General features: G+C 69.6%; 14 protein-coding genes. 2 read left to right on the forward strand and 12 right to left on the reverse strand.

Annotation, left to right across the window (positions count from 1 at the left end; translation table 11 throughout):
• Positions 1-14: 14 nt before the first annotated feature.
• Complete coding sequence (locus tag ACWDTP_RS08165) at positions 15-1,526, reverse strand: carboxylesterase/lipase family protein (RefSeq protein ID WP_450018373.1); 1,512 nt, start codon at positions 1,524-1,526, stop codon at positions 15-17.
• Positions 1,527-1,603: 77 nt separating this feature from the next.
• Between ACWDTP_RS08165 and ACWDTP_RS08170 the strand changes: the two genes are divergently transcribed.
• Complete coding sequence (locus ACWDTP_RS08170; protein ID WP_450018375.1) at positions 1,604-2,302, forward strand: hypothetical protein; 699 nt, start codon at positions 1,604-1,606, stop codon at positions 2,300-2,302.
• 20 nt (positions 2,303-2,322) lie between these two features.
• Here the strand turns inward: ACWDTP_RS08170 and ACWDTP_RS08175 are convergent, their stop codons facing one another.
• The 7 genes from ACWDTP_RS08175 to ACWDTP_RS08205 form a co-directional block, all read right to left on the reverse strand.
• Positions 2,323-3,453, reverse strand: coding sequence for an LLM class flavin-dependent oxidoreductase (locus ACWDTP_RS08175; RefSeq protein WP_450018377.1), 1,131 nt, complete (start codon positions 3,451-3,453; stop codon positions 2,323-2,325).
• Positions 3,454-3,465: 12 nt separating this feature from the next.
• Positions 3,466-4,488 carry an ABC transporter substrate-binding protein gene (locus ACWDTP_RS08180; RefSeq protein WP_450018379.1) on the reverse strand — a complete coding sequence of 341 codons (1,023 nt, stop codon included), beginning with the start codon at positions 4,486-4,488 and terminating at the stop codon, positions 3,466-3,468.
• 23 nt (positions 4,489-4,511) lie between these two features.
• Complete coding sequence (locus tag ACWDTP_RS08185; RefSeq protein WP_450018381.1) at positions 4,512-5,258, reverse strand: ABC transporter ATP-binding protein; 747 nt, start codon at positions 5,256-5,258, stop codon at positions 4,512-4,514.
• Entirely contained in the window at positions 5,255-6,052 is a 798-nt protein-coding gene (locus ACWDTP_RS08190) for an ABC transporter permease (protein ID WP_450018383.1), read from the reverse strand. Before ACWDTP_RS08190 ends, ACWDTP_RS08185 begins: the two co-directional genes overlap by 4 nt.
• Before the next feature lie 126 nt (positions 6,053-6,178).
• The gene (locus ACWDTP_RS08195) at positions 6,179-6,889 is read right to left on the reverse strand and encodes a hypothetical protein (RefSeq protein WP_450018385.1); all 711 of its coding nucleotides are present in this window, start codon (positions 6,887-6,889) and stop codon (positions 6,179-6,181) included.
• A 99-nt stretch (positions 6,890-6,988) separates the two neighbouring features.
• Complete coding sequence (locus ACWDTP_RS08200; protein WP_450018387.1) at positions 6,989-8,239, reverse strand: alpha/beta fold hydrolase; 1,251 nt, start codon at positions 8,237-8,239, stop codon at positions 6,989-6,991.
• Positions 8,240-8,268: 29 nt separating this feature from the next.
• Positions 8,269-8,610: a hypothetical protein gene (locus tag ACWDTP_RS08205; protein WP_450018389.1), complete on the reverse strand. Its 342-nt coding sequence runs from the start codon at positions 8,608-8,610 to the stop codon at positions 8,269-8,271.
• Between the two features lie 125 nt (positions 8,611-8,735).
• Between ACWDTP_RS08205 and rbpA the strand changes: the two genes are divergently transcribed.
• Positions 8,736-9,074, forward strand: coding sequence for an RNA polymerase-binding protein RbpA (gene rbpA, locus ACWDTP_RS08210; protein ID WP_264015750.1), 339 nt, complete (start codon positions 8,736-8,738; stop codon positions 9,072-9,074).
• Positions 9,075-9,131: 57 nt separating this feature from the next.
• On the opposite strand, the gene ACWDTP_RS08215 is transcribed toward rbpA, so the two are convergent.
• From ACWDTP_RS08215 to ACWDTP_RS08230, 4 genes are read right to left on the reverse strand one after another with little or no spacing between them, the layout of a single operon-like run.
• The gene (locus ACWDTP_RS08215) at positions 9,132-9,878 is read right to left on the reverse strand and encodes a polyprenol monophosphomannose synthase (protein WP_450018392.1); all 747 of its coding nucleotides are present in this window, start codon (positions 9,876-9,878) and stop codon (positions 9,132-9,134) included.
• Complete coding sequence (gene lnt, locus ACWDTP_RS08220; RefSeq protein WP_450018394.1) at positions 9,875-11,827, reverse strand: apolipoprotein N-acyltransferase; 1,953 nt, start codon at positions 11,825-11,827, stop codon at positions 9,875-9,877. Before lnt ends, ACWDTP_RS08215 begins: the two co-directional genes overlap by 4 nt.
• A complete protein-coding gene (locus tag ACWDTP_RS08225) occupies positions 11,820-13,412 on the reverse strand; it encodes an amidohydrolase (RefSeq protein WP_450018396.1) in 1,593 nt (530 codons plus the stop codon). The genes lnt and ACWDTP_RS08225 overlap by 8 nt, the downstream gene beginning before the upstream one ends.
• A gap of 15 nt (positions 13,413-13,427) precedes the next feature.
• Positions 13,428-13,937 (reverse strand): FxsA family protein, encoded by a 510-nt coding sequence (locus tag ACWDTP_RS08230; protein WP_450018398.1) that lies wholly within the window; start codon positions 13,935-13,937, stop codon positions 13,428-13,430.
• Positions 13,938-13,966: the final 29 nt, after the last annotated feature.

The raw sequence follows: 13,966 nt of genomic DNA on the forward strand, positions 1-13,966 counted from the left end.
CCGATCGCGCATAGTCAGCGCCCGGCCAGCGTGAACCCCTCCCAGGCCTGCCGCCGCTCGGCGTGCGGATCGGACTCGACGCCCGGGCGGGCGTCGAACACGTATACCGAACGGTCCTCGGCGGTGTAGCCGGGCCAGCCGTTGCCGGGCAGGCCGGTCCGGCCGAACTCGCGCCACCGGGACTGGACATCGCGGCTGACCCGTCTGGCCGAACGCCGGTCACCGACGGCGGCCAGCATCGAGCCGTATCGCGTTCGGTACGTGTCGAATACGGCGAGCAATTCCATCGCGTGCGTGGCACCCAGACCGGACCAGCGCAGGGTGCGCGGGGCGTAGTCGTAGCGGTACACGAACGTTGGCGCGTGCCGGCTGTGAGCCTCGGCGAGCTGCCAGATGGCCGATCCGAAGGCGAAATCGCCCCCCAGCCGGATACAGGCCGCGCTGCTGGGATAGTCCGGGTAGGCCGCGACTATCCGACTGCGCTCCTCGGGTTCGGCGCCGTCGAACAGCTTCTCGATCATCCGCTCGTTGGTCGGCAGCAGCGTGAGGAATCGGGTGAACAGCCGACCCTCCTCGGCGTTGTTGCCGACGATCAGCGGCAACCGGTGCGCACTACCGTCGGCCATCGCCTCGACCGGGTCGGCGGGCAGGAACTCAGTGCCGTGGGTCGGCCCCACCGCGAACGCCCCGGGCATATCCGTCAGGCTCCGGGTGATGAGCGTGTTCAGTGCCCTGCCCAGATCACCGGGCCCGGCGGCCTTGACGGCGCCGGCCGGATCGTCCCCGCCCGGGTCTACCAGATCGGCGAACTGGGCGGCCAGCCCGGCCGCCGCATCCGACGAGCTGACCATCCCGCTGGCCGGGCTCTGCGCGATCACCCTGGCGAACAGCCCTTCGGCCTGCGGCACCGCCAGCAGGGTGGTGACGGCCTGCGCGCCTGCGCTCTCGCCGAAGATCGTCACATTGTCGGGGTCACCGCCGAACACCGCGATGTTGTCGGCCACCCACCGCAGGGCCAGCACCAGATCGCGCAGGAACAGGTTGTCGTCGATCGGATGCTCGGGAGTCGACAGGGCGGACAGGTCCATGGCGCCCAGCGCGCCCAGCCGGTAATTGACCGACACGTAGACACAGCCCCGGCGGGCCAGGGCGGCGCCGTCGTAAACCGGCGTCGCCGAGCTCCCCAGGATGTAGCCGCCGCCGTGCACGAAGAACATCACCGGCAGTGGACCGTCGGAGGACGCCGATTCCGGCGCCACCACGTTGACGGTGAGGCAGTCCTCGCTCATCGGCTGGTACCTGCCGACCCCGACCAGCGTGTAGCGGCGCTGCTGCGGCGCGCAGTAACCGAATCCGTGGCAGTACCGCACCCCCGGCCACGGCTCGGCGGGGCGTGGGGCGCGCAACCGCAGCGGACCCACCGGTGGCCGCGCATACGGGATCGAACGCCACCGGTGGACGCCGTCCCTGGTGAATCCCTCGACGATTCCCGTGCTGATCGTGGCCCGAACGGTCCGCTCATGCATACGCCGACGGTAGCGAAACAGTGGCACCCGCACCCCGCCCGGGCAGTGTCTCCGGCCGGGGTGACTAGCCTGGCGGTATGCGGACTGCTGTGATCATCGCGGCGTCTGTGCTCCTGGCGGGATGTTCGTTGGGTGGCGGTCGTGAAGCCGAACCGACGACCCAGCCCCGATTGTCGGTGCCCGCCAGTACGACGCACACGACGAGCGCCAAGCCCACGACCACCTCCCCACTTCCCAGCGCGGCGCCTGCCGCCGGGACACCGATGACGCAGGTGATCAGGTGGATCGAGGCGGGGACCCCAGCCGACGCGGCGGGATTTCACACCGCGACGCGCGACGGCGAATCCACCGATCTCGGCGAAGATGTGGCATTTGCGGCGCCGTCGGGCGTGGCCCGGTGCGCGACCACCGCACTGGCCAACGGCCAGTTGTCCTGCCTGGTCAAGGCCGACGGCCTGCCGGAGAAACCGTCGGATGTCGAGGGCAACTGGGTGGCCGGGTGGGTGGACTTCCCCGGACCCTCGCTCGACATCGGCTCCCTGCACGGCGATCCGGGCCAGTTCACCTACGGTGACGGTGCCGAGCTGGCGCCCGGCCAGTCACTGGCCTTCGGTGACTACCGGTGCCGTAGCGACGCCGAATCCGTGGTGTGCGTCAACTATGCGCACCAATCCGGGGTGCTGATCAGTGCGAAAGGGGTCGAACCGCTCGGGTGCCTCAAATCGGGTCCCCCGCCGGTCGGGGTGGGCACCCAGTTCACCTGCCCGCCGGAGTAGGCGCCCGGTCCGACCCTAGGTCAGGCGATGCCCTTGCGTCTGAGGATCGGCAGCACGCCCTCGGCGAACCAGTACGCCTCCTCCAGGTGCGGGTAACCGGAGAGGATGAACTCATCGAAACCCAGTGAGTGGTATTCGTGGATCAGGTTGGCGACCTCTTCATGGCTGCCCACCAGCGCGGTGCCTGCGCCACCCCGGACCAGGCCGACACCGGCCCACAGATTCGGGTAGATCTCCAGTTTGTCGACGCGGCCGCCGTGCAGGGCCGTCATCCGGCGCTGGCCCTCCGACTCCGATTTGGCGTGCAGTGCCGTCGCTTTGGCAATCTGCTCGGGGTCCAACGCGGACAACAGCTCATCGGCCACCGCCCAGGCCGCCGCCGAAGTGTCCCGCGAGATGGTGTGCAGGCGGATACCGGTCCGGACGGTGCGACCCCGCTCGGCGGCCAGGTTGCGGACCTGTTCGACCTTGGCGGCCGCGGCCTGCGGCGGCTCACCCCAGGTGAGGTACACGTCGACGTGGTCGGCCGCGATCGGCAGCGCCGCCGCCGACGAGCCGCCGAAGTAGATCCGCGGCAGCGGATCCGGCGGCGCGGACACCCTGGCGTCGGCCACGGTGTAGTGCTTGCCCTGGTAATTCAGCGACTCGTCGCCGCCCTGGCGCCACAGCGTGTTGACGATGTGCAGGAATTCACCGGTGCGCGAGTACCGCTCGTCGTGGCTGAGCCAATCGCCGAACCGGCGCTGCTCCACGTCGTCGCCGCCGCTCACCACGTTGAGCAGCACCCGGCCCTCCGAGAACCGCTGCAGGGTGGCGGCCTGCTGGGCCGCCAGCGTCGGGGGCACCAGACCGGGCCGGAACGCCACCAGGAATTTGAGCCGTTCGGTCTCGGCGAGCAGCGCCGACGTGGTCAGCCAGGCGTCCTCGCACCAGGTCCCGGTCGGGGTGAGCACCCCTTCGTAGCCCAGACGGTCTGCCGCCCTTGCAATTTCGGCCAGGTAACGACGGGTCGGCGCCCGGAAGCCGTCCGGGACGGACTGCTGCGAGGACGCATGCGAGGACCCGACGATCGACCGGCCGTCGCCGGCGGTGGGCAGAAACCAGAAGAATTTGGCCTGCGGAGCGGGCGAACTGTCTTGGGCTGCGGTCACGGACGCACCTTCCTAGCTGCGGTTGAGGTAGAGCGGCGCCAACGCATCGTGATAGCGGCGGTCGACGAAGTCGGCGAAGTTGGGCGTCGAGGCGATCTGGCCTGATTTGCCGAACAGGTCGGCCATCTCCTGCTCGGATGCGACCAGCTGATCGGACAGGTCGGTGGGCAGACGCAGGCTGCGGCCCTGCGCGGTGGCCGCGACGGCCGGTTCCAGGCCGACGTCGGCGGCGTAGCGCGCCGCCCACTGCTCGCGATGGGTGCTGGCCCACTGCACCGCCTTGGCGTAACGCACCAGCAGGTCGGCCAGCGCTGTGTTGCGCTTCGGGTCGGCCAGGGCCGCATCGGACGCCACCCCGAACCCCGCGCCGTTCGTGATGCCGGTCGCCCGCGCGATACTGCGCACCGGCAACTCCTTCTCGGCCTGGGCGGTGTAGGGGTCCCACACCGCCCAGGCGTCCACGCGATGCTGTTTGAACGCCGTCAGGGCATCGGCCGGCTGCAGGAACACCAGCTTGACATCGGTCGGGCTGAGCCCGGCGCGGTCCAGCTGGACCAGCGTATGACCGTGTGCCGAACTGCCTTTCGCAATGGCGATGCTCTTACCCCGCAGGTCCGCGACGGACCGGACGGGTGAGTCTGTCGGCACAAGGACCTGATCGCCGAAACCACCACCGTCGTAGGCCGAGACCACTTTGACCTTGGCGTTGGAGGCCGCGCCGAAGATCGGCGGCGTGTTACCGGTGACCGCGAAATCGATCTTGCCCGCGGTCGCGGCCTCGATCTGCGGCGGGCCGGAGGTGAACGTCGAGAACGCCACCTGATACGGCAGCCCGTCGAGTGCGCCGGCCGCCCGCAGCAACGCCTCGGTGCCGCCCTTCTGGTCCCCGACCTGCAGGGTCAGCCCGGACAATTCGGACAGCGGAACCGTTTCCGCGGCCGCCTGCGGCCCCGAACTGTCCTGGCGCGTCACACAACCCGTGAGCAACCCGGCAACAACTACCAGCGCCGCGAGCATTCGGCTCGATGTGAGCATGACCCTCATTTCGTGTCTGGGCATCAGAGCGCGACGCCCAACTTGTCGAGCAACTCGGCCCGGTAACGTTCGGTGGCGGCGGAGGGATCACCTGGAGACCGTCGGGCGTCGGAGATGTCGAGAGTGTGCACCACCTCGCCGTCCTCGAGTACCAGTACCCGGTCGGCGAGTGCGACCGCCTCGTCGACGTCGTGGGTGACCAGCAGGACGCCGAACCCGTGCTCGCGCCACAGGTCGAGCAGCAGGGTGCGCATGCTGAGCCGGGTCAGCGCGTCGAGAGCGCCGAACGGCTCATCGAGCAGCAACAGCTCCGGCTCGGCGACCAGGGCCCGGGCCAGCGAAACCCGTTGGGCCTGACCGCCGGACAGCGTCAGCGGCCACACCCGGCCGCGGTCGGCCAGACCCACGTCGGCCAGAGCCCGGTCGGCCCGGGCCAGTGCCTGCCCACGGGACAGCCCGCTGCGGACCAGCCCGTAGGCGACGTTGGTCCGGACATCGCGCCAGGGAAACAGCCGCGGCTCCTGGAAGGCCAGCGCCGGCGCCCCGGTCACCACCCGCTCACCGGTGTGGTCGGTGGACAGCCCCGAAAGGACCTGCAGCACCGTCGATTTCCCGGAACCGCTGCGCCCGATCAGTGCGACGATCTCACCGCGGCCGATCCGGACCGACACGTCCTTGAGCACATGATGCTCGCCGTACCATTTGTCCACCCCCCGCAGTTCGCCGGCGACGGTGTTCTTCGGGGTGGTCGGTTCGATGATCACGGTCATGCGCGGTACCTCAGGGCTCGTCGTTCCAGCATCCGGACGATGGCGTCGGTGCCGATTCCCAGCAGCGCGTAGACGATCAGACCGAAGATGATGATGTCGATGCGCAGAAAATCGCGGGCGTTGTTGATCAGGAAGCCGATTCCCTTGTCGGCGTTGATCTGTTCGGCGACGATGAGGGTCAGCCAGGCGATCGCCAGGGACTGGCGCAGGCCCACCAGCACCTGCGGTGCCGCGCTCGGCACGATGATCGTCCGGAACCGCTGCCAGAACGAGAAGCCGAGAACCTGGGCGGTTTCGAACAGTTTGGGGTCAACCTGGCGGATCGCCGAGAAGGTGTTGAGATACAGCGGAAAGCTCACCCCGAGCGCGACCAGCAGCACCTTGGGCAGCTCACCGATGCCGAACCACAGAATGAACAGCGGGATCAGACCCAGATGTGGCAGCGCGCGCACCATCTGCATCGGCGGGTCGACGGTGGCCTCCAGCCAGCGGGACAGCCCGACCGCGGTGCCCAGCGCCACCCCGACGACCCCGCCCAGCACCAGCCCGGCGATCACCCGCAGCCCGGACACCTGCAGCGCGTCGGCCAGTTGGCCGTTGCGGATCAGTTCGATGCCGGCCTCGGCGATCAGCGAGGGGGCCGGCAGAACGTCCTGCGGGATCAGGCCGACGGCGCTGGCCGCCTGCCACACCACCAGCAGCACCACCGGCGAGATCAGCCGGACGGCACCCCAGGTGCGTTGACTCGGCCGGCGTTTGGCGGCCGGGGCCGTCAGGACGGTGGGACTGGTCACGGTGACCTGACATTACGTAGGGCGCGGATCGGCGGTAAGGGTTGTAATCCGGCTGAGCGCAACCGGGACAACGACGGCAGTGCCCCGCCGGGCCGGCCGGCGGGGCACTGAACGGTCGCGCGGCGCTCAGCCGAAGCGGGTGTTCCCGGTGACGAGTTCGGCGATCACGTCGTGACCGTTGATCTTCGAGGTGAGCGATCCGTTCTGCAGCCGGACGATCTGCTGGGCCTGCTGCAACTTGCGCTTGTTGCGGACCTGGGACTGGAACTGCAGGGCGTTGAGCTGTTGCAGCTCGGCCTGTTCGAAGTCGCGGCCGCTGACCCCGCCGTTGAACTGCACGCCCACCGCCGAGCCGTCGGGGCGCACGATCCACGATGCCCGGACCCCCTCGAAGGAGGCGGTGTACATGCCGGCCGGGTCTGCCACCGGAGCCGCGGTGAACCGGTAGTTGACCCCGTTCATGGTCAGGTCGCCCTTGGCGTCGGCGGCCGTGACGGTCGCCTTGAGGGTGTCCTTGAACTTGGAGGTGATGTCGATGTTGCCGTCGGCCTGATCGCCGAAGAACCAGGACTCGTCGTCGACGCCGTTGCAGGCGTAGGCGGTCACCTTGGTTCCGTCCACCGAGATGCCTATCGTCATCTTCTTGCCGTCGGACTCCATATCGGCCATGTACCTGACCGAGCGGGGCAGGGGTGCGGGCTCGGCGGCAGCCGAGCTGGTGGCCGGCGCCGATGAGCCGGCCTCGGTTGTCGAGGATCCGCCGGAGCAGGCGGACAGGGTGCCCAGGGCGATCATCGCGCTGGCGCCCACCAGCAGGGTACGGAGGTGTTTTCTCATGCCATCAGCATGGCTGAACCCACCAGTGCCGCACATGGAGAAAACATGGAGATTACGTGGAGAATCCGGCGTCCGACCGGTGCCGGATTCCCCGGCGGCTCAGGCGGTCAGGAACGCGTCGACCTCATCGCGGAACACCTGCCAGGCCGGCTCGGTCGCGGTCAGTAGATGGTTGTTGCTGGCCAGTGCGACCAGCCGGGAATCCTCGATCAGGGTGGCCAGTTCCTCACCGAACCGCATCGGGACCCGGTGGTCGTCGCGCGAATGCATCACCAGGGTCGGGCAACGCACCTCGCTGGCCGCATCCCGGACGTCGATATGGGCGAATTCCTCCAGGAAACGCACCGCGTTCTCCGGCGAGGTGGTCCGGCGTTGCAGTTGGTCGAACGCGGCCCAGTCGGCACGGGTGCCGTCGGGCAGGAACTGGGCCGCGAACACCTGCCGGAACGCCGGATCGTCGCGGCCCCACCCCACCCGGGCCAGGTCCAGATCCAGTGCGGCGGCCCGTTTCTCCTCGTCACCCACCGCGCGCACCGCGCGACCCCGCGCGTAGGCACCGCACAGAACCAGCCTGCTGACCCGCTCGGGATGACGCGCCGCGTACGCCACGGCGACCGCCCCACCCTGCGAAACACCCAGCAGCGGAAAGCGTTCCAGCCCGAGCGCCTCGACCACCGATTCCAGATCGGCCACCCAGTCCTCGAACGAGAAGTCGCCGGCCTCCCAGTCCGACAACCCGCAGCCACGTTCGTCGTAGCGGATGAACCTGTGGTTGACCGAGAGATCACGCACCCAATGGCTCCACACCGGGCTCTCGATGTCATAACCCAGATGCGTCATCCAATTCGCGGCGCGCACCAGCGGCGGCCCCTCCCCCGCGACCGCGTAGGCCAACCGGACCCCGTCGGCGGCCCGGCAGAACGCGATGTGCTGACGCGGCGGCTCCGCGACGGCGGGGGCCGGAGCCACCGATTCGGCCTGCGCCGGTCCCGGGTTGTCGATCGGTGTGTCGATGGTCCCGACGAACTGGTACCCGCGGCCACGCACGGTGCGGATGTAGCGCTGGGACTCGCCGTCGTCACCGAGCGCGCGCCGGGCCGCCTTGATCCGGCTGGTGAGCGCGGCCTCGCCGACGAACCGGCCGCCCCACACCGAATCGAACAGCTCTTCCTTGCTGACGAACCGGTCGTGGTGACTGACCAGTTGGGTCAACACGTCGAACACCTGGGGCTCGACCCGGATCACTTCGCTGTCCCGCCGCAGTTCGTATCGGCCGGTGTCGAGCACGAAGTCGTCGAACCGCCAAGCGCGGGGCGAATCGGTGGGTTGTGGGTCGGAAGTGGTGGTCACCGACCTAATCGTAGAGCGTGGCCGTCGAGCTAACGCCAGCCGTCGGCCGCCTTCGCGGCCTGCATGAGCGCATCGCACAGCTGGCGTAGTTCGGCGGCGGCCGCTCCCTCGTCGACCGCGATGGACAGGTCTTCGGCCGCACACCGAACCTGGTAAACCCGGTCGGACAATTGCGAGGCCTCCTCGGCGGTGAGGACCACCGAATCCGGGGCCACCGAGGTGCCCTTCACGAGGGCGCGTTGTTCGTAGGCGCGTTGCCGGCAGGACTGTCTGCAGTACTGCCTGCGTCGACCCATATGCGCGTCGGCGACGTCGCGTCCGCACCACCGGCATGGCTGCGGACGGGTGCGTCTGCGGTTCGCGATTGCCATGAATCCTGACTGTAGACGGCCGCTCAGCGCATCCGGCGTATCATGGACGGTCGAGTCGGGAACTCGGCAACGTCATCGTGCGTTGAGAGATCCGGACAAAATCGCGTGATGAGGAGTTGTTGACGATGGCTGATCGTGTCCTGAGAGGCAGTCGCCTCGGAGCCGTGAGCTACGAGACCGACCGCAACCATGACCTGGCGCCGCGTCAGGTCGCCCGCTACCGCACCGACAACGGCGAGGAGTTCGACGTCCCGTTCGCCGACGACGCCGAGATCCCCGGCACCTGGCTGTGCCGCAACGGTATGGAAGGCACCCTGATCGAGGGGGATGTGCCGGAGCCGAAGAAGGTGAAGCCGCCGCGTACCCACTGGGACATGCTGCTGGAGCGCCGTTCCGTCGACGAGCTCGAAGAGCTGCTCAAGGAGCGTCTCGACCTGATCAAGTCGAAGCGCCGCGGTAGCTGACAACGCGGTAAAACCGCGAGCGCGCACCCGAGGGTGCGCGCTCGCGGTTTTTTCGGATCAGCGCACGACGCCCCTGGCCCGGTCCATGCGGCCACGGATCCCCCACTCGGCGACCTTGAACATGGCCTCGCGGATGTTGGAACCACTCATCTTCGACACCCCGAGCTCGCGTTCGGTGAACGTGATCGGCACCTCGACGACGCTGAACCCGTTGTTGATCGCGCGCCAGGTCAGGTCGATCTGGAAGCAGTAGCCCTTGGAGTCGACGGCCGCCAGGTCGATCTTCTCCAGCACCTCGCGACGGTAGGCGCGGTAGCCGGCGGTGATGTCGTGAATGTTCACCCCGAGCAGGAACCGGGAGTAGGTGTTGGCCGTCTTGGACAGCACCAGCCGCCGCCACGGCCAGTTGCGCACCGTGCCGCCGGGCACATACCGCGACCCGATGGCCAGATCCGCCCCGGCGTCGACGGCGTCGAGCAACCGGGACAGTTCCTCGGGGGCGTGGCTGCCGTCGGCGTCCATCTCGACCAGCACCGAGTACCCGCGACCCAGTCCCCAGCCGAACCCGGCGAGGTAGGCCGCGCCGAGACCGGCCTTGCTGGTCCGGTGCATGACGTGGATCCGGTCCGGATCGGCCAGCGCCAACTCATCGGCCAGCTGTCCGGTGCCGTCGGGGCTGCCGTCATCGACGATCAGGATGTGGACCTGTGGGCACGCGTGGTGCACGCGTCCCACGATCAACGGCAGGTTTTCCCGCTCGTTGTAGGTCGGGATGATGACCAGAGTGCGCTGACTCGGGCTCATGTGGCTCCTTTGACACCGTCGGGGTTCGTGATCCGACGGCTGAACTTTCTCGGCACGAACCTTCCATTCTGCATCATCGCGATGACCAATGCCGCAACTATCGCCGCGAAACCAGCGATGACCAGGACCGATTGCACGACCGGGCCCCACTTGGTGGCCGGCGTGAGGCCGGTTTTCAGCCGGATCTGCTGGTCGAGGTAGGCCGGCTGGAACCACTCGGTGCGCGCCAGTTCCCTACCGTCGGGGGCGATCACGGCGCTGATCCCGGTGGTGCCCGCCACCACCACATAGCGATCGTGCTCGACGGCGCGCAGTTTGCCGAACGCCAACTGCTGCGCGCTCATGGCCTCGTCGAAGGTGGCGTTGTTGGACGGGACCGCCAGCAGCTGGGCCCCGCCGAGCACCGACTCCCTGGCGGCCCGGTCGAAGATCACCTCCCAGCAGGTGGTGACGCCGATCGGCACCCCGGCCGCGTGCACGACGCCGTTACCGGTGCCCGGCACGAAATACCCGGCCCGGTCCGCGTAGGAGGACAGGTGCTTGAAGAAGCCCCGCCACGGCAGATACTCGCCGAACGGCTGCACGATCTTCTTGTCGTGGCGTTCACCGGGACCCTGCGCGCCATCCCACACGATCACCGAGTTGGTGGCGACCGGGTTGTCGGGCGTATAGCCGGGGGCTTTCACGACGCCGCCGACCAGGATCGGCGCATCGATCGCCCCGGCCGCCGTGTCGATCTGGGCAGCGGCGTCGGCGTTGGCCAGCGGATCGATATCCGAGGAGTTCTCCGGCCAGATGACGACCATCGGCTGGGCGGCCCGGCCGGCCCGTACATCCTCGGCCAGCCGCAGGGTCTCGCGCACGTGGTTGTCGAGTACCGCGCGCCGCTGGGCGTTGAACTCCAGCCCGAGCCGGGGCACATTGCCCTGGATGGCGGCCACCGTGATCGACTGGTCGTCGCCGGCACCGGCGCCCGAATGCCGCACCTGCGGCCAGATCAGCGCGGTGAGCAGCAGGACGACGGCGATGCAGGTGCCGGGCAGCATGACCGCGGGCGCGGGCATGCCGGGCTTGTGCCCGTGGTGCCACCAGTGCACGATCTCGGCGGCGATCAGGGTGAGGCTGAACCCGGCCAGTGCCACCCCGAACGACACCAGGGGCGCCCCGCCCAGCCGCGCGATCGGCAGCAGCGGGCCGTTCGTCTGGCCGAATCCGACCGCACCCCAAGGGAACCCGCCGAACGGCACGGTGGACTTGAGCCATTCCACGACGACCCAGACCGCGGCGAACCACACCGGCCAGCCGGGTAGTCGGCGCACAGTCCTGGCCAGCAGGCCGAACAGTCCGCAGAACAGCGCCTGCAGGAAGGCCAACGCCAGCCAGGGCACCGGGCCGACCAGCCCGCTGATCCAGGGCAGCAGCGGGACGTAGAACGCCAGGCCGAACAGCAGACCGTAGCCGAATGCGCCGGCCGGCCGGACGGAGTCGGCGGTGAGCACCCAGCCCAGCAGCGCGAACCCGAGGAAGGCCGCCGGCCACCAACCCACCGGCGGGAAGCTGAGCCACAGTGCCAGACCGCCGGCGATCGACGCGGTCAGCGGTGCCCACCGGTCCAGGGTCGCGCGCCCGAAGCGCAGCGCCCGCGCCTTCAGCTCGGCGCCGCGGTCGCCGGGTTCCCGCGATCCGCCCGACAGCTCGGCGGCCGGGGTGTCCGGATCGGCGGCGCGCTCGGGCGGGGCCGGTTCGCGAGCCGGTTTGCGGGCCGGTACGGATGGGGCGGGGTCGACCTCTTCGAGCCCCGGTCCGGGGCCCTCGCCGTCGAGGCCGTCGAAGTCCTCGTCGTCGTCCTCGTCGTCGCGGACGGCCGGGATCACCTCGGTGACATCGTGCGGGCGGGCCCGCAACCGGTCGAGCCGCCCCCCGAACCCGGACGACCGGTGCTCAGCCATGGATCGTCACGCCCCGGTGCACGGTCCGACGGCACCGCGGCAGCCGCGCTCCGGCGCCCAACCGGGGCAGCGCGGGCACCCGCGAACGCGGGTCGGTGGACCAGCGTTGCACCGCGTTCGCCGGGGCGCTGACCTCGAGGTCGTCGGCGTCCCAGATCGCGTAGCTGGCCGCCGCCCCGGGCACCAGGGTTCCGGTGACGCCGTCGCGCACCCCACCGGCCCGCCAGCCGCCCCGGGTGGCCGCCGCGAACGCGGCGCGGGCCGACAGCGCGCTGGACGGGGTTCGATGAGCGACCGCCGCCCGCAGCGTCTCCCAGGGATTCATGCTGGTGACCGGGCTGTCTGAGCCGAACGCGATGGGCACGCCTTCGGATGCTAACAGCGCCAGCGGGTTGAGCCGGTGAACTCGATCAGGCCCGAGGCGCTGGGCGTACATCCCCTGGTCACCGCCCCACAACGCATCGAAGTTGGGCTGCATGCTGGCGATCACGCCGCAGGCTCCGAGCCGGGCGGCCTGAGCTGGGGTGACCATCTCGAGGTGTTCGAGGCGGTGCCCGCACCGCGCCACCGCGGGCGCGCCGAGGCTTTCGGTCACCGCGGCCAGCGCATCGACGACCGAGCCGACCGCCGCATCGCCGATCACGTGGAAACCCGCGGCGATTCCGGCCTCGGTGCAGGCCCGCAGGTGGCTGGTGACGGTGTCGGTGTCCAGGTAGCGGTTCCCGCAGCTGTCCGGGGCGTCGTGGTAGGGCGCATGCAGCCAGGCGGTGCGGGAGCCGAGCGCGCCGTCGACGAACAGGTCCCCGGCCAGACCGTGCGCGCCGGTCTCGGCGATGAGTGCGGTGGCCTGTTCGGCATCGGCGACCGGTTCACCCCAGTAGCCGATGACCTCGACGCCGTGCTCGAGATCCCGCAGCGCGCGCCAGTCGTCGAGGCCACCGATCTGGGGGCCCGCGCATTCGTGCACCGCGACGATCCCCGACGCGGCGGCATGGTCCAGCGCCGCGATCCTGGCATCGTGGAGTTGCCGCGGCGTCAGCCGTTCCCGGGCCGCCGCCCGCAGCAGGTGATGCGCATCGGCGCTGACCGGGCGCTGTGGTTCGAAACCGGTGGCCTGGGCCAGCCCGGGCACCAGACGGCGCAGGGCGGTGGTGGCGGCCGCCGAGTGCACATCGATGCGGGCCAGATAGGCGGGCCGGTCCCCGAGCACGGCGTCGAGGTCGGCGGTGCTGGGCGGGGTGCGTTGCGGCCAGCCCGACTCGTCCCACCCGTGTGCCCACACCGGTCCGTCCGGATGGCGCCGCGCATGCTCGGCGAGTAGCCTCAGGCAGTCCGGGAGCGAGGTGGCTCCGCGCAGGTCGAGCCCGCCCAGGTTGAGCCCGGTCGCGGTGAGGTGGACGTGGCTGTCGACGAACGCCGGCGCGACGAACGCGCCGTCGAGGTCGACGACGGGGGCGTCGGGAAACTGCGAACGGCCGACATCGTCGCTGCCCAACCATGCGATCACACCGTCGCGGACGGCCAGTGCGGTCGCGTCGGGATTGGCTGGGCTGTGGACACGCCCGTTGATCAGTAGTGTCGTCACGCTCTCGGCTGGCGGCTAGGCCTCGGGGGGCAGGCGATGTGGCAGGTGGTGCGGATCGACGTCATACCTGTCGTCGTTGACATCGATGACTTCGCCGTCAATGTAGTCGCCGCGGTTAGCCCGGTATCCGGCGGTACCGGCCATTCCGGCCGCCCACGACGCCGCGGTGACAACCGGCGCCCGCCGGGCCGCCATCGCGGTCAGCACCGGCCGGGCCGCGGCCCGGGTCGGTGGCAGCAGCAACAACGCGCCGAGCACCGAGGAGGCCAGGCCGGGAACCACCACCAGCACGGTGCCGAGGGCGAGCAGGACGCTGTCGGTGAGCGCACCGTGCGTGCCGGCGGCGGTCAGCCCGCCCTGCAGCCTGCGGAGCTGGCGTCTGAGCTGGGAACCAGCGAGTAACAGTCCGACCAGGAACGACGCCGTCAGCAGCAGCACCGTCCAGCCGAACCCGATGGTGGCCACGAGGGCGACCAGCACCGCGATCTCGACGAGCGCGTAGACCAGGAACAGCCGCTTTGCCATGTGTTGTCCAACGTGTGGCGGCGCCGTGC

This window comes from Mycobacterium sp. NPDC003449 (assembly GCF_053588415.1).